We start from the raw sequence: 19,668 nt of genomic DNA, 5'->3' as shown, positions 1-19,668 counted from the left end.
CTGGGCTAGCAAAAAAGAACAGTTAACGATTGGTTTTAATCAACCCAATTGCATTTGAGTGTGCAATTGCCTCGTGACTGTCTTTAAAATAACAAACAGCAACATTCAATGATGCTAAGTTTTCCAAAGTAGCCAATACTTTCTTTTTTTTATTTTTCCCTGTTTGTCTAATGTAAATTGCTTTTACTGTTAGTGGAAAAATTTTACTAATAGATTCGTATAAATAAGGATCATGCTGGGAGTCATCCCCAAGCAGTACATATTGTAAATCAGGGTAGAATTCAAGAATGTGTTTTATTTTTTCAAATTTATGATTGTGTTGGCCTCTACCTGACCATAAAAAATTAGTTAAGCTCGTTTTTATATCTTTTAATAATAATACAGCCTTTGGTAAATTATGAAGTTCTGTAAACTTTATTAAAAAACGGTAGAGATTCCATTCACTACTTGAAACATAAAAAAAAGCGTTTTTTTCAGATTTGTTGCTTCTTCCAGATTCACTCAAAGCTTGGTAATGTGCGGTAACATCCTCAAAAACTTTTCTGGAGTTAAGATTTCTAAATAATAGATGGTAAAGCTTCTTTAAGGGGTTTAAAGTGTATGAGACTAGAAACGTATCATCAATATCAGATATTATACCTAAATCACCTTTGTAGGGTCTAACATAGCTTTCTCTACAAGTGATAGTTTTGTCATTGTGAATAATACTTACCTCATAATCCATCCAGCCATATTTGTCGGATGGAGCAATAGGGATGCAAAATTTAAAGTACCCATCATGAAGAGTTTTAGTGTGGATGTTAGTATTGTTGATCGTCAAATAGACATCTGCATTTGGATGAGTTTTAATGCGATACATGTTAATTACTGAACTCGCATTTTTTAAACTTTTCGACAAGAAATCATAATCTTTCTTGTTTGTAGGTTTAAAAACATGTCCCATAACTATTAGCTCTTGCTCATTTGCATAACCACGATATAATTTTAAGATAGGTTTCATTATATTTGATACATTTGAAGGAAGTGAAATTTAATTATTAAAAACCAATTAGCGAAGTAAATAGTGAAAAAGTATGTCCTTTTAATTGTGAACCCCATATCTGGAGGACTAGAGAAGTCTGATATAATACAGGAAACGGCAGCGTTTGTTGAAAAAATTGGTCGTAAGCTAGTGATTTATGAAACTTCGGGAAAAAAAGATATACCTAATATTCAAGAACTCTTTACGAAGTTCAATCCTGAACGTGTAATAATTGCAGGTGGGGACGGAACAATTAAGGTGGTTGCTGAAGCTTTAGAAAATGAAGATATTATTTTTGGGATTCTTCCAGCGGGATCGGCAAACGGTTTGGCGACTGATTTAAATTTGCTTAAAACAATTCATGAGTGCTTGCAAATTGCATTCAAAGACTATTTTATAGCTATTGATATGATTGAGATTAATGGTGCAAATAGCTTGCATTTAAGTGATCTTGGATTAAATGCGGAACTTATTAAAAACTATGAGAATAGCGCAGTTAGAGGAAAAATAGGCTATGCTCTACAAGCTGTGACAACATTAATTGAAAGAGAAGACCCGTTTACTGCGGTAATTCATGTAAATGGTACCACTATCGAATGTGTAGCGCAAATGATTGTCATTGCAAATTCAAAGAAATATGGTACAGGGGTAGTCATCAATCCGTCTGGACTTATGGATGATGGTAAATTTGAATTGATTATTTTAAAGAACTTGGATTTAGTTGTTTTAGGAAAGATAATTTCGGGTAATATGCCTATTGATGTAAATGATATTCAAATTATTTCATCAAACAAAGCAAATATAGCAGTGAGTCGCCCCGTTAATTTTCAAATTGATGGCGAATATAGAGGACTTCAAACTGAATTAAATATTAATATTTCCCCAAAAAAGATTAAAATTGCAATCCCTTAGTTTGAGCTAAGTTCTTTAAAAGGATTTCTTTCTTTCCATTCTATTTTTGGTTCAAAAAAACCAAAAATAGTTGGTATAAATAAATTAATTAACGGATTGCTGTGCTGCATAAAACTATACATGTTTACCGCAGTAGCACCTACAGAACTTTTTATTTCTAGCGCTGTTCTAGCAAAAATAATACGCTTGTATTTTTTGTTGGTCGAAAAAGCAATCATGTCATATAGCATATTCAAGTACAACATCTTTTCTCGTTGGCAGGTCTCGTCATATCCTAAGAAGTAAGTATCTATGTCTTTGCCGTTTTTGATTAATGTATTAAAACCTATTAAGTGGTCATTGATAAAGTAGCCATAAAATAAAAAATTATCCTTTAATGACTTTTTAAAAACCTCAAAATGATTTTCGGTAAGGTAGAAAGTATTAAAGGGAGCGTTTTGAGCAACATTCAGATATAGCTCATGAATTCTAGTTCTATAAGCAGTAATCTCGTCAAGCGATAGCTTTCGTTTATTTATACCATCCGCTTTTTTACGAACTCTTTTATATTGATCACGGTATTTTTTACTTAGGTTATTGATGTAATCATCAAATGAATGCCAGTTTTCCCTAATATCTAAAATCATATTGGGTTGGGTTGTAAACTTATAGTAGGTCTTGAATGCTGGAATCTTAAAATTTTCTAGTTCAATTTCATTGAAATCTTTAAAAATGGTAAGATGAATTTTTAACTTTCGAGCAGTTAATTTTAATTTAAGTTCCCTAGTTGCTTTTTGCAATAAAACATATCTTTCAGAAGCTAGTATACTGTCATCAAAACAACAACCGTTTTGGCCTGTAAGCATATTGTTTCCAATGACTAGTACATTGGAACTAAAATTTTTAAATACAAAACTACGAACCTTCGTTCTCATGCAGCTATCGCGTTCTCCAAAAGAACTTACTGTACTCAAGTCTAGAAATTGTGAAATTGAAATACCCGCTAATTGCTCGTTTTTATAGATTCCTATATAATGACAGATCATGTTCTCTGGTGCCGATTGCTCAAGAATAGATAGGTAATCTGTGGTTAAAAATATATTGTTACGCGCTAGAGTGTCCCATTTTTCGGGTAGCGTGTCGACTGCAGTAAAGATTTTAAATGAAAATTGTGCGTTCAATTGATGGTGTAATTTGTATTTTGACTAAAGTAATATTTTAAGTCAAAGGATAAAATAAATGAAGCAGACTTTAACTAATTTTATGATTTGTGGTAGAGTTTAGACCCAAGCACAAATGATTCCGCCCATCAATGTAAAGCATACGATCCAAAAACCACCCGATACCAAAGTGTATTTCCAGCTTCTTCTTTCAAACAATGCGTTAGTTCCAATTATTGGAAGGGCGAGAAATAAACCAGTAATAAATCCATGAAGAGCTCCGTGTTTGAAGGTTCTAAAATGAGATCCATAGTCGGCCATAAAAGCGGCGTATGAGGGTTTTGCATGGGCAACATCTCCTCCAATTAGGCTATAAACGCCAAATTGATGTATGGCTAGTGATTGTATGATGAACGACATTAGAAAAGCATAGAATACAGCCATAGAAAATATAGCAAGCATGTTAGCTCCTTTCATTTTTTCTTCTGTCATGCCTGATTCTCGCATCCAAATGGTACCGAAAACTTTTGGGTTATACCAAATAAAACCAACAATTAGCGTTGAAAATGAGGCAACTGCTAGTGCGTAAAAATTAAGTTCCATGCTCTTTGATTTTTATGTTTGTAGGCCAAATGTAATAATTTATTTTTCGGTATTTACACTTGTTTTATTTTGTAGGAATTGTATATATGTTAAATGCTAAATAGTGTAGTTCGTCGATTATTTTTGTTGATAGTCAACTTTAGTTGTACTTTTATTTCATCAAACAATCCACAATACAACCGATTATGAAAAAGATCTCTACTTTATTATTCACATTATTAGCCTCTGTTTCAATGATGGCGTCTGTTTCTTCTACTGAAAAAGCGGCATTAGTTAAGATGTACCAATCAACTAACGGAAATAGTTGGAATATAAAATGGGATATGTCTCAGGATGTAGAGAATTGGTTTGGTGTAAAAGTGGTAGCTGATAAAGTGGTAGGTTTAAATTTAGCCGACAATAATTTAAGTGGGATGATCCCAAATGATATTGCGAACCTTGTAAACCTTACTAAGTTAGATTTACATAAAAACAATATTTCAGGAACAATACCTACGCGTATCAACGAATTGAAAAGTTTAATAGTTTTGGATCTTTCTTTCAATAAACTTTCTGGTACTATTCCTAGTACGATCTGTGAATTAAGTAATTTGAGAAAATTAGTTCTTTTCATGAATAGACTTACGGGTGAATTACCAGCTCAAATTGGTGATTTAAAAAAATTAGAAACAATTGCTTTATACAATAATGAAATTGGTGGTCAAATTCCAGCTTCCATGTATGAAATAGCTTCATTAAAAACTTTATTATTAAGTAGTAATAAAATCACCGGGAAGTTAAGTCACAATATGGCTAAGTTAACGAACCTAGAAAATCTTAGTTTGTTTGAAAACAACATGGACGGACAAGTGCCTTTTGAATTAGAAGATATGAGTAATTTAAAAGAAATGAATGTTTCTTATAATAAATTCAATGGTTTGGTTTCAAGAAAATTAGCGCTATTGGATATATTAAATATGACAATGATCAATAATAATGGAGCTACTGTTTTATTAGATATTTCTATCGATAAAGAAAGACCATTAGTATCTGAGGATTAATTATGGAATTAGTTATTTAAAAATGTTTGTTTTATAATAAGTTAGTTGTACCTGTGAAATTTTATTTCACAGGTTTTTTTTTGCTTTCAATTATATAGTATGGTAAGCGCATATAAGCTGTCTTACCACCAAGTAAACGTTGGGTAATTTTCATAATGTGGCTAAAAGATACACTGAGATATGATTGTGTAAAAAATCCAAACTACAATTTATAAAACGATAAGCAATTGATTATTTTTTCGTTACTTTATTCATTAAGTTATGTCGGGTTATAAATTCGATTAATACCTTATGAAAAGGATTTAAAATCAACGAACGGTAACAGATAATGATGACTTTATTTAATTTAAAAGGAAAAAGAGCGCTAATAACAGGAGGTACTCACGGTCTAGGATTAGCAATGGCCGAAGGATTAGCAATAGCTGGTGCCGAACTTGTAATTACTGGAACTACGCCATCCAAGATGGATGATGCGCTAGCTTATTACAAAAGCAAGGGGTATGCCGTGTCAGGTTATTTATTTGACGTGACGGATGAGATTGCTGCTGCCAAGACTATAGAACTGATTGGCCAAGAACTAGGAGATATTCATATTTTAGTGAATAACGCCGGAATTATTAAACGAGAATTGGCTATTACAATGCCTATTGCTGATTTTAGACAAGTAATCGATGTGGATTTAGTAGGTCCTTTTATTATGTCGCAGTTAGTGGGTAAGCAAATGATTGCACGTAAGGAAGGAAAAATCATCAATATCTGTTCTATGATGAGTGAATTAGGTAGAAATAGTGTTTCGGCTTATGCTGCTGCAAAAGGAGGTTTAAAGATGTTAACTCGCAACCTTGCTACAGAATGGGCAAAACACAATATTCAAGTAAACGGAATTGGTCCAGGTTATTTTGCAACCACTCAAACAGAACCTATTCGTGTGGATGGACATCCTTTTAATGACTTTATAATTAATAGAACTCCGGCAGCTCGATGGGGAAACCCTGAAGACTTGGCTGGAACAGCAGTGTTTCTAGCGTCAAAAGCAAGTGACTTTGTAAACGGACAAATTATTTATGTGGATGGAGGCATTCTAGCGACTATTGGTAAACCTTCGAACGAGGATTAATTTCAGACTGTAATAAGACCGTTAGCGGTAAGCATATCTGACCACATTGCAACGACAAATAACTATTTAAAGACAGGTAATAATGGAATTAGTTAAACAATATTTATTAGGACTTAAAAAAGCGTATTTTGACAATGGTGCAGAGGAAGATTGGGAGCATTTTGAAAAAGTAAAACAAGGTGCAACAAAAGAAGACATCGAGAAATTAAAAAATGTATATCCAAATATTCCAGATGCTTTGATTGGTATTCTTGAATATGTTGATGGAACTTATTGGAGAGAATACGCTGGAGAAGAAATATCCTTTTATTTTCTTGGCTCTGACGTTGAAGAGTATCCATATTATTTATTGTCCACCAAAGAGATTATAGAAAATCAAAACGAAGCAATCGAATATTATTCAGATTATATCGATAGACGATACAACGAGCTTAAAATTTCCGATAAAATCACTAATCAATCAAATTTACTAAAATGGCTTCACTTTTCAGACTGCTCGAACAACGGGGGAACATCACAGTTGTTTATTGATTTCACTCCATCTGACAAAGGAAAAATGGGACAAATTATAAGATTTTTACACGACCCTGACGATTTTAGTGTAATTGCAGACAGCTTCGAGGAATATTTAAAAAATTTAATCGAAAATAAATATGAGTTTATCAATGAAGACACTGTAAGTTAATCCTAAAAATGCCAGACGCTATTAAGGGTTTTGCGTCAGACGGGCTGAAGTGCAAAATTCAACGGCAGTTTGGCAATGGAACTTTAGCAATAATGTCGATTTTTGTTCTTCAATTTTCCATCTCAAAGCAAAGGTTAACCCGATACAATTAGACAATTATTGTTACAATTGTGTGATCATTTCAAAGTGAATCTTCATTTTTTCGATGGCAAGTGGAGCATTTTTATCTTTAATAGCTTCATAAATATCCTGATGTCTTCTGAGTTCTTTTAAGTCGATGAATTTATTAATATCTATCATAAATTCCCCTTTATTACAAACACGGTTGTTTTGATATGCTTTGATTAGCTTGGGCGTAATTTGAAGCATTAATGTATTCAGGGTACTGTTGCCGCAAGCTCTAGCAATAGATAAATGGAAAAGTAAATCTTCTTGAAAAGCATCTTCGCCGTTTAAGAATTTTGTTTTGTAATTATTGAATTTGTCTTCAATTAGTTCTAATTCTTCTTCCGATCTTCTTTCGGCAGCGAGACCAACTATTTGCAACTCTAGTAGCTCTCTTGTTTCGATCAATGATTTAAAGTCTTGATCTTTGATGTTTAATAGGTCTTCCATAATACCTATTAAGGCAATTCGGCCAATATTTGCGATGAATGTTCCTGACTGTGGAATGGATATTACCAAGTCATTTAATTCTAATTTTTTGATCGCTTCCCTAACGTTTCTGCGACTAACGTTGAAATTTTCAGACATTACTCTTTCCGAAGGTAATTTGTCTCCAAATTCCAAATTCTTATGTTCAATTAAATTTTTCACCTTAGTAATAATTAATTGCTGTATTTTATGACTGTCAATTTTAGCTTCTGCTTCTGGTGTCATGGGGTGTCAAAATGAAAATTAATGGGTAATGAATAACGGCAATAATTTAGCGAAATTAACCAAATTAGTTTTATAATATTTTTTTTCTTCGACAAAATGACATTTTAAATACAATTGCATGGAATGGCTCTTTAGTAGCGCAGTAAGTTTTGAAATAAACACGCTATTACAAATGATTTTGGTAAACAACCTGATAGTCGTTTAAGCAAGGGTTTGAGCAACAAAAGTTGTTGACTTCCTTTGTTTATCAAGATCCTGCAAATAATTTACAGTTTTGTAAAATGTCTGTGATTGGAAAATTGTAAAAAGTTCTGTGTCATAGAAAGTTGAGAGCTTGATTTGTTTTTAAGATCTATATTCGCAATTGAACTTACGTCTAATAGTAAGTTAAGGAATTTATTTTCTTTTTGGATAAGAAGTAAGTTCAATCTAAGAATCTTGATTTTCTATGTCTAATGCCTAGCAGTACTATTTAGTCTAGATTTTTTGCTAGGCCATATTCTAATCCACGAAGTTCAGCTAGTCCTCGTAATCTACCTATTGCCGAATAGCCAGGATTTGTTTTTTTGGACAAATCGTCAAGCATTTGGTGGCCGTGATCTGGCCGCATGGGGATAAGAGCATCTGTTCTACCAATTAATTTTCTTCTTTTTTTCTTCAAGCAGCACTTCTCTTACCACGCTAAACATATCTACATCGCCTTCTAAATGGTTAGCTTCATAAAAATTTCCTTTGTCGTCGCGTTTGGTACTTCTTAAATGTAGAAAATGTACACGATCAGCAAATTTTTTAAATAGTTGTACTAGATCATTATCTGGACGAACGCCAAGTGATCCAGTGCAAAAAGTGATACCATTAGAAAGAGCCGGAACTTGTTGGAACAAATACGCATAATCGGCTTCGGTACTGGCTACTCGTGGCAATCCTAAAATAGGGTAGGGTGGGTCATCTGGGTGCAGGCACATTAATACCCCATTTTGTGTTGCTGTAGGAGTGATTTGTTTTAAGAAAAAAACTAAATTCTCTTTTAATTTTTGGGCATTAATGGCCTTATAAGTATGTAGAATGGCTTGAAATTTTTCTAAAGTATATCCTTCTTCAGCTCCTGGTAAACCTGCAATTATGTTTTTTGTTAGTTGATTTTTTTCTGCTTCAGACAACGTTTTAAAATAGGCTGTAGCTTCTTTTATTTCTAGTTCACTATAAGATTTTTCGGCATCTGGACGCTTTAGCAAATACAATTCGAAGGAGGCAAAGGCCGTTTTATCAAATCGTAGTGCTTTGGATCCGTCTTCTAGTTCATAATCCAATGAGGTTCTTGTCCAGTCTAATACCGGCATGAAGTTATAACAGATAATTTTGATGCCTGATTGCGCTAGGTTTTCAATGCTGCGCTTGTAATTTTCGATATAAGCACTAAAACCACCATCAACCGGAATTACAACTCCAGTTACAAACTTTGATGCTTCTGAACAGAGAAAATGAATTGCACCGTTTAGTTCTTCAACGTTTCCAAATCGTTTCATTGGGGTGTTTTGAATGATAGAATTTCCTCGGTCTGTATAAGTGCCCGTTTGTTTGTCAATTAATAAATCTCGGTTTTGATTACCAATAAAGAATCCTGGAGCTAGTGCATTCACGCGAAGTCCTTCTCCAAATTTTAAGGCTAATTCGACCGATAACCATTTTGTAAAGTTGTCAATAGCTGCTTTGGAGGCAGAGTATCCTACAACTCTAGAAACGGCGCTTTGAGCTGTCATGGATGAAATGTTGATGATAATTCCTTGTTTATTTTTGGCCATTTCTTTTCCGAAGATTAAGGACGGTAACACGCTACCAAATAAATTAAGATCAACTACTTTTTTAAAATCATCAATCTTTACATCAAATATGTTTTGGTCAACCGCTATTGTAGCTCCGGGCATATTTCCTCCAGCAGCATTAATTAACACATCTATTTGGTGATGTTTTTCAATGATTTTTACGCAAGCTTCTTGTAAACTGGCTTCATCAAGAACGTTGCATATATAACCATCTACTTTACTGCTTATTTTTTTAAGGTTTTCAATAGCAAGTAGCACGGGTTCTTCTTTATAATGTAAAATAATTACTGTTGCGCCGTTTTGTAATAAGTACCGGCTCATTTCGCTTCCTAAAACACCTACAGCACCAGTGATTACAATTGTTTTATTTTCGATATTAAATAAATTCATATTTTATTTTTTTATTTTGGTGGATAGCACAACAATATTTTGGATTCGGATTTGGATTGAAATGTAATCGCATCGATTGCAGCCGAAAAAAATATTTCATCGCCTTGAGAGTAACTGTATTCCTTATCATTACAAATAATATGACCATCCCCAGAATAGATTACGGCCACGAAAAAGCCACCATTGTTCGTTAGCTGATAAGTACCCTTTAATTCTAATTCGTTCAGGCCAAAACAATCTGTGTGCTTTTCATTAAAAATGGTTTTTAAAACATATTCATTGGATGAATCTAACAGTTCGGGAATGATTTTCCAATTTGAAAGCGCTTGATCGATAGAGTAGGTGTCGTAATGAAAACAGTTCAACATGTTTTCTATGCCTACACCTTGATGTATGAGTTCATCTCCAATGGTTAGTCCTTTGGGGGTTGTTTTCTCCACTCGCATTGTGTAATCTGTGGGTTCTTGGACTTCCATTAAAAAACAACCACTACCTATAGCATGTGGTACTCCACCGTAAATCATAAACGCATCTCCAGGCTTCACTTCTATTTTGTGAAGACAATTCAACATGGCTGCTGTGTTTTGACTCTCGAAGTATTCGGTCCATTTTTGCTTGGTTACTCCTTCTTTAAAGCCTAAATAAACGGCGCTTTTTTCTCCATTTATTTCTCGATTATCGAGTACATACCATGACTCTGTTTTTCCAAATTCAGAATTTAACATTGTTCTTGCGTATGCTTTATCAGGATGAACTTGAATGGTCAATCGGTCAAGCGAGTCTAGCATTTTTATTAATACTCCAGTACTTCCATATTTTGCAGCATGTTTTTCGCCCAAAAATAATTTAATATTAGAATCCACTAATTCTTTCAGTGTTTTGTTTCCTGAAGGAGTACTAATAATGGAGAGACCTTCTTCTTCGGGTCTGTTTTTACCTCTTGCGGTGATAGTAGACATGATCCATTCTTCGGGCATGGTGCCATCAACTTGCGGACTGTCTTTTTTCCACTTATCGATTAATGCTCCTCCTTCATACGTTCTCCAAACTCTGTTAGGGAGTTGTTTAAGAGGCATGTTTGCGTATTGTTGCAAATCTTCAGACATTTTATTTTGTTATTAGATGTTTAAATGAAATGATATTTTTCGAATACTACTTTGATACTTGTAAGACTTTAATGTTCTACGAAACGATTTAGATTTTGTGTTAAAATAGTAAAATAAAGATTAAGGTAGTAGCGAAAATAGTTGTTGTGCTAAGCAGATGTCGATCGTTTAAATATCAATTATTAGTTAAAATTTTTGTTTACAGACATCAAATGAAGCTCTTGTGATTGTTAGTCGTTATTTCTCAAGGTATAAAATTCATGAATCCTTTTAAAGCAACATATAACATATAACAATTAAATATAAAGGTAGCTGCTAGCGCTAAATTTAATCCAAATCCTATTTTATGTTCTTTCATAATTTCCTTTTTATTTAAAAGTATAATTAAGAATAATGTAATCAGTGGCATAATGAATGGACTCAAGGCTTGGGAAGCTATTAAAATCCAAACTGGTTTTCCTCCAATGAAAGGAACTAACAGCCCTGACAAAGCGACTAGTATTACAATAAATTTATACAACGGTTTTTTCATGTCTCGTTCAGTACCTGTATAATCAGCTATTAACCATGGGAATAGTAGAAGATTTGGAAAAATGGAGGATAATCCAGCTCCAATAATTCCTAAAGTAAATAAAGTAACTGCAAAGTTTCCGACCCAAGGGCCTAGTGCGTTCATCATATCTGTAGCATCATTTACCTCAATTCCTTGAAAGTATAAGGTGCCAGTAGCGCTTATCATAATAGCCAGACTTATTAAAAAAGTCATTACCATAGAGGACATAGCATCTTTGTTTTCGGTTTTCAAGTCCTCAACGGTCCAGCCTTGTTCTTGTACCAGTATACTTCTTGACGCTAAGCATACTCCAGCCATTGTTGTTCCAACCATTCCTGCGATCAATATTCCGGTATCGTCATCGCCAATAGCTATTTGTGGAAAAAAGGCAGCTAAAGATGTGCCCGCTTCATTAACAACCATGATACTTGTTATAATAAACGCAAAAGCCATAAACCCCACCATGATGCTCATCGCTTTTATAAAATTCTCATGTTTGCCAGTCCAAAATAAACTAATTAATAAGCCTATAAAGAAAATAGCGACTATAGGGCCGTTCAGGAAAGAGATGGAAGTTTTTACCGTTATCCATTCCATTGTTACTTCTGCAACAACACCCATAACCCCAATGCAGGAAGAAACGATAGAGACTAGTAAGGCAATTATAATAAATAAAGTAAAAAATTTACCGAATGTTTTTTTGAAATTGAACATTAACGTATTCCCAGAAACGATTGTCAATTTACTGATGGCAATAATAAGAAAATACGAAAAGAAACAAGAAAGTAAAAGCGCCCATGAAAGACTTAGTCCGTATTTAGCACCTGAAATCACCATAGAAGTGACGCTTCCAGTACCTACTACATAGCCGATTATAAAAAATGCTGGGCCAAAATCCTTAAGCTTCTTTTGGATTTTTTTTAAGAGAGAATTGTTATTTGGTTTCATAGGTAATGGGTTGGTTTTAAGGATAGACTATTCTGTTATGATTTTTTAATTCGAAGCAACAAGCTTAGTCTTTATGATACCAATGATATTTTCTATTATTAAAATTTAGGCTTGTGCCCAATTTTTATAGTAGAACAAGATTTATGTCATATTGGGTGCCGCTGTTGGGAAGTTTAAGGATAATTTTTATTAGGTTTTTTAAAGGGTAGGGGATAAACAAAAATAGACTTCGTTTTTTAATTGTGTCGAGTTGAATGTGATGCAAGCTAAAAAAAGAACGTAGCAACAACAATTAATGTAATAAAACTGTTTTGTCATTTTAAAATGAATTTCATTTTATCAATAGCAAGTATACTGTCTTTACTTTTGATGGCTTCAAAAACATCTTGATATTTTTTTACCTCTTCTAGGTCTATGAATGTATTTTTATCGGCAATAAAAAAATATAAACCCGATTACTGCCGTATGCTGTAATCAGTTTAAGGCTAATTTTCAGCTGTTAATAGCTAATGAAATTAACGATATTAGTTTTGCGATATTTTTTTATTCGACAAAATCACATTCTGACTTTAAAAGAGTTTACCGGTCCAAAAGGAGACCGGTAAATCTTAAAAAAATCTGTAACAAATGAACTTAATAAATTTTTTTATTCTAACAAATACGAGTTGTTTAGAGATAAAAGGTTGCTCTACAATCGTTTAAGTAGTTAATAACCTTGAACTATTTGTTCTGCAATTGGTTGCCGCTAGATCAAGGTTAAGAACTATGATATGATATTAATACCCTGGGTTTTGCGGCAATAAATTCGGGTTTCTTACTAATTCATTAGAAGGAAGTGGGAATAAATAATCTCTAGCGGGATCAAAATTAGCTTTTGCTCCTTCTAGTCCTGAAGCGGAAAAGACTGTTGTTCCTAGTTTTCTTCTGGCAATATCATACCATCTTTTAAATTCAAAGGCAAGTTCTAATCTACGTTCTTCTAGCACTAATGTTCTAAACGCATCTTTAGATAATCCTGTAGTTACATTTGCTGGAAAAGTTGTAGCAACACCAGCAGTGTTTCTAGCTCTAGCTCTTACTCTATTGATGTAACCATCAGCTTCGGTAGTACCAGGAGTGATTTCATTTAATGCTTCAGCAGCAATTAATAAAACTTCGGCATAACGCATCATGATATAATCACTTTTAGTCGTTCTTCCATTTCCTTCAGCGGCAGGTCCAGCTTTACGTGTAAATTTAGCGATATGCGGGCTATTATCTCCAGCAGCATATCCACCAATAGAGGTATTGGTAAATTGTGTGTAATCTACTGTAACACCTTTAAATACGGCTGTAGCGTCTAGGCTAAATGCTTTTCTGTAATCACGGCTATCCCAAGTAGTGTAAACGGCAAGTGCAGGTACCTCTACAGACCAACCACCACCATAACCATATTGAGCATCATTTCTAATACCTGTAAAGGCAGCTTGATAATTTCTAGCTTGATCTCCATCTGATTGACCGTTGAAATCCAAAAGGAATAATGGCTCTTTTGAAGCAGCCGATTTAGTTGCATCAAATAAATTTTGAAAATCGGCTTCTAAACCTAGGTTATAAGTACTTTCTTTCGAGATTATATCTTTGGCTTCATCGTATGATTTTTGAAACTCACCAATTGTCAGGTACACTTCGGCAAGGTATCCACTAGCTGCAGATTTTGCAGGAATAGCTCTTGTTGTTTGTGTATTTGGCAACCATTCTTTAGCAAATTTTAAATCTTCAATAATATTCAAATATACTTGTGCTGCTGGAGTCTTGCTCATTGTTGATGCAGCTTGAATATCAGTGACTGGTTTGTCAAGATAGGGGATATCTCCAAATTGTCTTACCAAATGATAGTATACAAATGCTCTTGCAAAATAGGCTTGAGCAATTATTTTATTTTTTACAGCAACATCAGCACTTACCAGTTCAGATCCTGCAATCGCTTGATTGGCAGCACCGATTATTTGGTAACATTTTGGACAATAAACGGCAATGTTTGCGTTGTCAGCCAGTAGTTTAATATCATTAAACTGTACTCTTTCGGCATTGGTTACATTTTTGTTTAAGTTGACCATGTCGCTACGAAGCATGAGTGACATAGACATTTCTCTAGACATAAAATTTCTATGAAGCATATGTCCATAAGCACCATTAACTGCTGTTTGTATGTCTCCAGTAGATTGGAAGAAACCTTCAGGAGCTAATAATCCAATAGGCTCTTCTTCTAAATCAGAACACCCTACAATTGATAGTCCTATCAATAAGAATATATATTTATATTTTTTCATTTTGTATTTTTTTAAATTAAAAACTAAAATTTCACGTTAAGGCTAAGATTGAATGCTTTAATAGTTGGATAGTTTCCAAAATCAAAACCTTGAGAAGTATTACTTGATGCACTATCACCACCACCATTTCCGAAGTAGCTTACTTCAGGATCTAAACCAGAATAGTTAGTAAAAGTCAATAAGTTTTGAGCGCTAACAGTAAATCTAAGATTAGTTAAACCTAATTTTTCGGTAAATTCAGTTGGTAAATTATAACCTAATGAGATGTTTTTTAATCTAATGTAACTTCCATCTTCAACGAATCTCGAAGATATTTCACGACCTCTGTTGGCTACCACTCTTGGGATGTTTGTATCAGTATTTGTTGGTGTCCAAGCATTTAGCACAGCTGTACTAGCATTAGAATCTCCGTTAAACAATTGTACATTGGTCAGATTGAAAATATCTCCACCATATGCACCTTGAAAAAAGATATTCAAGTCAAAGTTTTTATAAGAGAAGTTGTTTGTAATACCCATTGTCCATTTTGGATTTGGATCTCCTATTATTTTTTGATCATCAGTCGAAATCGTTTTGCTACCATCTACATCAGTAAATAAAGGGTCTCCAGCTACTGCTCCAGCAAATGTTGCTGTACCATCAGGCAAAGTTCCACCTTGGTAAACGCCTTGGTAATCATAACCGTAAAATAAACCTACAGCTTCACCTTCTCTTAATATATGTGTACGATCAACGCTAAAGTATCCTGGTGATGCATCATAAAAAACATCAAGGCCATTGATTAATGATACTACTTTATTCTTGTTAGTAGACCAGTTAAAGTCGGTAGACCAACTAAAATCATTATTTGTGATATTTTTAGTATTCAAAGAGATTTCAAATCCTTTGTTGTTAATTTGACCAATGTTTCTTAAACTAGCCAAAGTTGAAAATCCTAAATAAGTTGGCTGACTTTTATCTTCTAATAAAAGGTCTTTAGTATCAATGTTATAATAATCTAAGGAAAGTGTTACTTTGTTTTTTAGTAAACCCAAGTCTAAACCAATGTTTGTTTGGTATGAAGATTCCCATTTTAAATTAGGATTTGCAGCTTGATTAGGTACAACTGCACCTACAGTTTGTCCGCCAATTGTTGTGAACAATGTAGAAAAACTGGCTAATGATTCGTAAGCATCAATCGCTTGATTTCCTGTAACTCCATAACTACCTCTTAATTTTAAGTTACTAATGGTTGCATTGTCTTTTAAAAAGTCTTCGTTTGATACTTTCCATCCGATTGCACCCGAAGGGAAAATAGCGTATTTTTCATTAGCAGCAAAGTTGGATGCGCCATCTCTTCTTACTGTAGCGGTTAATAGATATTTGTCGTCATAATCATAATTTACTCTACCAAATTGAGATTGAATTTCTTGATCAGAAAAAGATGAGCTAGGCAATACTGAAACCGATCCAGCACCAAGGTTGTAAAAAGAAAAACTATCAGAGATAAAGTTTTGCGCACCTGCTGAGAATCTTTCATTGGTTGTTTTTTGGTATGAATACCCAGCCAATAAGTTGATCTTACTTTTACCTATTTCAGTCTTGTAAGTTAGGTAGTTTTCGCTTAATAGATTGGTTCTCTTAAGATTGGATAATGAAGCTTTTCCTCCTGTACCACCACCAGCTGTAATAATTAAGGTTGATGGTCTAAAAGTCCCAACAGTTTGATTTGTTGTGCTATATCCTAAAGTGGTCTTGAATTCAAGGTTCTCTACGATATCGTACTGTGCATATAGATTAGATCTATTGATATCAGTTTTAGTTTCGTTTATTGCTTCAGTAGCAATGGCGTAAGGGTTATCAATATTATCACCTATTGTACTAGTAGTATTTAAGCCATTAGCATCTTGTACTCCTAGGTCAGGCATAAATCTAAACATTAGAGAAATAACATCGTCTCCACCACCATTAGCAGTTTCACCTGTTGATTGTGTAGGAACTCCATTTTTAGTACCCCTACTTCCAAAAAGATTAAAACCTAATTTCAATTTATCAGTTACTTGAGCTTCAATGTTTGATAAAAAAGTGATTCTTTCAAAGTTAGAGTTAATCACAACTCCTTCTTGATTGAAGTAATTTGCCGAAGCATAGAAATTGATCTTATCGCTACCTCCAGAGAAAGAGAATTGATGATTAGATGTGCTTCCTGTTCTGTATAATAAGTCTTGCCAGTCTGTGTTTGCGGGTCCTTGTGCATAGGTAGCGTTAGGATTTCCAGTTGAGTTTATGGCTATTTGAGTTTGATAATCTGCAAATTGATCTGCATTTAGTAAATCGAGACGGTTTGAAGTGTTTTGAACCGAGTAGTTACTGTTAATTTCAACAGATAATTTACCGCTTTTACCTTTTTTAGTAGTTACTAATACTACACCATTAGAACCTCTCGATCCATAAATTGCTGCTGCCGAGGCATCTTTTAAAACCTCCATCGATTGTATATCGCTTGCTTGTGGCATACTGGCACCTACAAATCCATCTACAACTATAAGTGGAGCACTACTTGCATTAATAGAGGTGTTTCCTCTAATTTTAATGTTGACGGGCGCTCCAGGCTCTCCACCATTATTAGATTGAACGACTACACCGGCCGCACGACCTTGTAAAGCTTGTTCTGCGTTTAATAATGGGAAAGCGTTAATTTCTTCGGCTTTTATAGAAGAAACAGATCCTGTAATATCACTTTTCTTCTGTGACCCGTATCCTACTACTACAACTTCATTTAATTTATTAGCATTTTCTAATAAAGAAATGTTCAGTTTTTTTTGATTGGTAATTGTAATAGTTTTACTTATAAATCCAATGTAACTAAATTGGAGTACGTCACCACTTTTTACTTTTAGTTGGTAATTACCATCAAAATCCGTAGTAGTTCCGTTTGTAGCGTTCTTTACAATTACGTTAACACCTGGAATAGGGATTTTATTTGCGTCTAATACAGTACCAGATAATAGCTGTCCGTCCTGTGCATATAAGGTTATATTAAAAAGCAATATAACAATTATAATAAGTTTGTTTTTTAAGTTCATTTGTTATTTTTTTAATTCAATTTTGATCTTGTTTTAATAAATAATGTGTAGCAATTTAAGTAGGGATCTTTATAGTCCGAAAGAGTTACAACTTATCTCATTATCGTTACTTTACGTAGACACATAGTTGCTTTCAAATGATAATTAATTATAGTATTTTTGCAGAAAGCATGTGTGTTGTAATAAATGTCATGTTTTACATTTTACTTCCCTCTCACAAGAAGTGATTTTTCTAGAAGATAGGTTTAGGCCTATCTTTTTTTTATTCAAGCGGTTGGTTTTTCATTGCATTTAGTGGATAGATTTTGTTAGTTAGTAGTTTTTTTTGAGAAACCTCAATTGGATTTCCAAATTAATTTACCAAACTGGTGCACCAGTCTGATTTTTCAAATATACGGGTATATTGTTTGTTTTCAAAATTATCACTGAAAAAATCACATTAAATGTATTTTTTTTGGCAAAAAATAACATTTAACGCAATGATTTTTGTTGACTAAAAACGAGGTGGTAATTTGGCTTTGTCTATCAAGTAAAAATCAGGCAGTAAAAACGGGGTAGCAGTAGTTATTCTAGGGGTTAAGTAATGTTTTGGTTTTTGTTGTTGAGAGGTAAAAAATAGGGGACTGTTGTAGGTGTGTTTTTGACTGCTATTTGTAGATAAAAAATGAATAATTATATATTCTTATGTGCTTTAAAAAAAGAGTGTTTATTGAGATAAATAGCATTTTAAAGAAGGAATTATAGTTTGGATTAGTTTGATAGTCTGCTAAATGTGCGGGTATTTTGGTGTGGGAAATGCAACTATTGGTTAAAATAAACCGGTCTTTTAATGTGTTATTGATTGTTAACTTATAAGTTGTATTTGTAAATTTGAAACAATAAGTGCGTGATTGATGATTATTTTATAATAAAAAAAACCTCATATTTCTATGAAGTTTTTAATTGGTAGAAAGATTGAAAGTGCTAAGTTGATACAGTATGCAAATCCTAAAATAAATAGTCTATTGGTATTTGCTTAAATCTAGATTTAAAATAGCACCTACTTTGCTAAATTCTTGGTTAACCTTTGCGTTCAAGATTAGTTGTTCATTAGTCATTGGATGATTAAAATTTAACTGATGCGCATGTAGCATCATGCCTTTTAGTTCGTAATTCTCCAGCCATAATTTATTTTGTTTGTTGCAACCATGAGGACGACTTCCTAATATAGGGTGAAAAATATGTTTGAAATGTTTGCGTAATTGATGCATCCTACCCGTTTCAGGAATAGCCTCTACCAAGCAATATCGTGACGTTGGTTTATTATTAAATTCTAAGGCAATTTCGGTATTTTGCAAACGATGAAAGTAGGTTATAGCGTTTTGTTTAATGTCATCATCGTTGGTTAAGTCATAATCGATCGTAAGTTCTTCGGGTGACCAACCACGTAAAATCGCTAAATATTTTTTTTCGACTTCGCGATTGGCAAAACGATCATTCATGATTTTCAGCACCTCTTTGTTTAATGCAAATAGTAAAACACCAGATGTTTTTCGGTCTAACCGATGAATAGGGTAAACATGTTGACCTCCTATTTGATTTCGCAATTCTTGAATGGCAAACACTTTTGCATCACGCGCATAAAATGATTTGTGAACCAATAATCCGCTTGGTTTATTGATGGCTATAATATATTCGTCTTGGTAAAGAATTTCTAACATCTAGCAAAAGTAGACTAGATTTCGATTATAATCCGTTTTAGGGCTTATTTATTTTTATGCTTTTTGCTGTCTATATAATAGTTCTTGTGTGAGTTATGTAAATGTCTCTTGACATTGTTTTTGCGGTCTGTATTTTATAAAATATAATAAACAAAAAAAAAGCTTCATATTTCTATGAAGCTTTCTTAGTAGCGGGAACAGGACTCGAACCTGTGACCTTCGGGTTATGAGCCCGACGAGCTGCCTACTGCTCTATCCCGCGATGTGCGTTTGTAATCTCAGTAAAATTAACTTAGTAGCGGGAACAGGACTCGAACCTGTGACCTTCGGGTTATGAGCCCGACGAGCTGCCTACTGCTCTATCCCGCGTTGTTT

General features: G+C 33.8%; 13 protein-coding genes, 2 tRNA genes and 2 pseudogenes. 4 read left to right on the top strand and 13 right to left on the bottom strand.

Going from position 1 to position 19,668, the window contains the following annotated elements; translation table 11 throughout:
- Positions 1–22: 22 nt before the first annotated feature.
- On the bottom strand, positions 23–1,000 hold the full coding sequence (locus H8R24_RS00810; RefSeq protein ID WP_187016678.1) for an App1 family protein: 978 nt from the start codon (positions 998–1,000) through the stop codon (positions 23–25).
- Positions 1,001–1,063: 63 nt separating this feature from the next.
- On the opposite strand from H8R24_RS00810, the gene H8R24_RS00805 reads away from it, so the two are divergent.
- A complete protein-coding gene (locus tag H8R24_RS00805) occupies positions 1,064–1,933 on the top strand; it encodes a diacylglycerol/lipid kinase family protein (RefSeq protein WP_187016677.1) in 870 nt (289 codons plus the stop codon).
- Here the strand turns inward: H8R24_RS00805 and H8R24_RS00800 are convergent.
- Positions 1,930–3,093: a peptidogalycan biosysnthesis protein gene (locus H8R24_RS00800; protein ID WP_187016676.1), complete on the bottom strand. Its 1,164-nt coding sequence runs from the start codon at positions 3,091–3,093 to the stop codon at positions 1,930–1,932. The genes H8R24_RS00805 and H8R24_RS00800 overlap by 4 nt on opposite strands.
- Before the next feature lie 99 nt (positions 3,094–3,192).
- Positions 3,193–3,675, bottom strand: coding sequence for a DUF1761 domain-containing protein (locus H8R24_RS00795; protein WP_187016675.1), 483 nt, complete (start codon positions 3,673–3,675; stop codon positions 3,193–3,195).
- A 185-nt stretch (positions 3,676–3,860) separates the two neighbouring features.
- Between H8R24_RS00795 and H8R24_RS00790 the strand changes: the two genes are divergently transcribed.
- From H8R24_RS00790 to H8R24_RS00780, 3 genes are all read left to right on the top strand, one after another.
- The gene (locus H8R24_RS00790; protein WP_187016674.1) at positions 3,861–4,715 is read left to right on the top strand and encodes a leucine-rich repeat domain-containing protein; all 855 of its coding nucleotides are present in this window, start codon (positions 3,861–3,863) and stop codon (positions 4,713–4,715) included.
- Positions 4,716–5,046: 331 nt separating this feature from the next.
- Positions 5,047–5,832 carry a gluconate 5-dehydrogenase gene (locus H8R24_RS00785; protein WP_187016740.1) on the top strand — a complete coding sequence of 262 codons (786 nt, stop codon included), beginning with the start codon at positions 5,047–5,049 and terminating at the stop codon, positions 5,830–5,832.
- Positions 5,833–5,914: 82 nt separating this feature from the next.
- A complete protein-coding gene (locus H8R24_RS00780; RefSeq protein ID WP_187016673.1) occupies positions 5,915–6,517 on the top strand; it encodes an SMI1/KNR4 family protein in 603 nt (200 codons plus the stop codon).
- A 162-nt stretch (positions 6,518–6,679) separates the two neighbouring features.
- Here the strand turns inward: H8R24_RS00780 and H8R24_RS00775 are convergent, their stop codons facing one another.
- From H8R24_RS00775 to H8R24_RS00730, 10 genes and pseudogenes are all read right to left on the bottom strand, one after another.
- Positions 6,680–7,396 carry a FadR/GntR family transcriptional regulator gene (locus H8R24_RS00775; protein ID WP_187016672.1) on the bottom strand — a complete coding sequence of 239 codons (717 nt, stop codon included), beginning with the start codon at positions 7,394–7,396 and terminating at the stop codon, positions 6,680–6,682.
- A gap of 472 nt (positions 7,397–7,868) precedes the next feature.
- A pseudogene (uxuA, locus tag H8R24_RS18260) lies at positions 7,869–8,823 on the bottom strand (mannonate dehydratase); the annotation flags it as partial.
- Positions 8,824–8,865: 42 nt separating this feature from the next.
- A pseudogene (locus H8R24_RS18255) lies at positions 8,866–9,609 on the bottom strand (SDR family NAD(P)-dependent oxidoreductase); the annotation flags it as partial.
- An 11-nt stretch (positions 9,610–9,620) separates the two neighbouring features.
- A complete protein-coding gene (locus H8R24_RS00760; protein ID WP_187016669.1) occupies positions 9,621–10,715 on the bottom strand; it encodes a type I phosphomannose isomerase catalytic subunit in 1,095 nt (364 codons plus the stop codon).
- Positions 10,716–10,959: 244 nt separating this feature from the next.
- Positions 10,960–12,216, bottom strand: a complete 1,257-nt coding sequence (locus H8R24_RS00755) for an NRAMP family divalent metal transporter (protein WP_187016668.1) — start codon at positions 12,214–12,216, stop codon at positions 10,960–10,962.
- A gap of 776 nt (positions 12,217–12,992) precedes the next feature.
- The gene (locus H8R24_RS00750) at positions 12,993–14,528 is read right to left on the bottom strand and encodes a RagB/SusD family nutrient uptake outer membrane protein (RefSeq protein ID WP_187016667.1); all 1,536 of its coding nucleotides are present in this window, start codon (positions 14,526–14,528) and stop codon (positions 12,993–12,995) included.
- A gap of 23 nt (positions 14,529–14,551) precedes the next feature.
- A complete protein-coding gene (locus H8R24_RS00745) occupies positions 14,552–17,593 on the bottom strand; it encodes a SusC/RagA family TonB-linked outer membrane protein (RefSeq protein WP_187016666.1) in 3,042 nt (1,013 codons plus the stop codon).
- Positions 17,594–18,594: 1,001 nt separating this feature from the next.
- Complete coding sequence (locus H8R24_RS00740) at positions 18,595–19,293, bottom strand: pseudouridine synthase (protein WP_187016665.1); 699 nt, start codon at positions 19,291–19,293, stop codon at positions 18,595–18,597.
- 189 nt (positions 19,294–19,482) lie between these two features.
- Positions 19,483–19,555, bottom strand: a tRNA-Met gene (locus tag H8R24_RS00735).
- A gap of 34 nt (positions 19,556–19,589) precedes the next feature.
- Positions 19,590–19,662 (bottom strand) — tRNA-Met (locus tag H8R24_RS00730).
- Positions 19,663–19,668: the final 6 nt, after the last annotated feature.

It is taken from the genome of Flavobacterium muglaense (genome assembly GCF_014305155.1).
In the GTDB taxonomy this organism is placed as follows: Bacteria; Bacteroidota; Bacteroidia; order Flavobacteriales; family Flavobacteriaceae; genus Flavobacterium; species Flavobacterium muglaense.
This window is presented reverse-complemented; position numbering and strand designations above follow the sequence as displayed.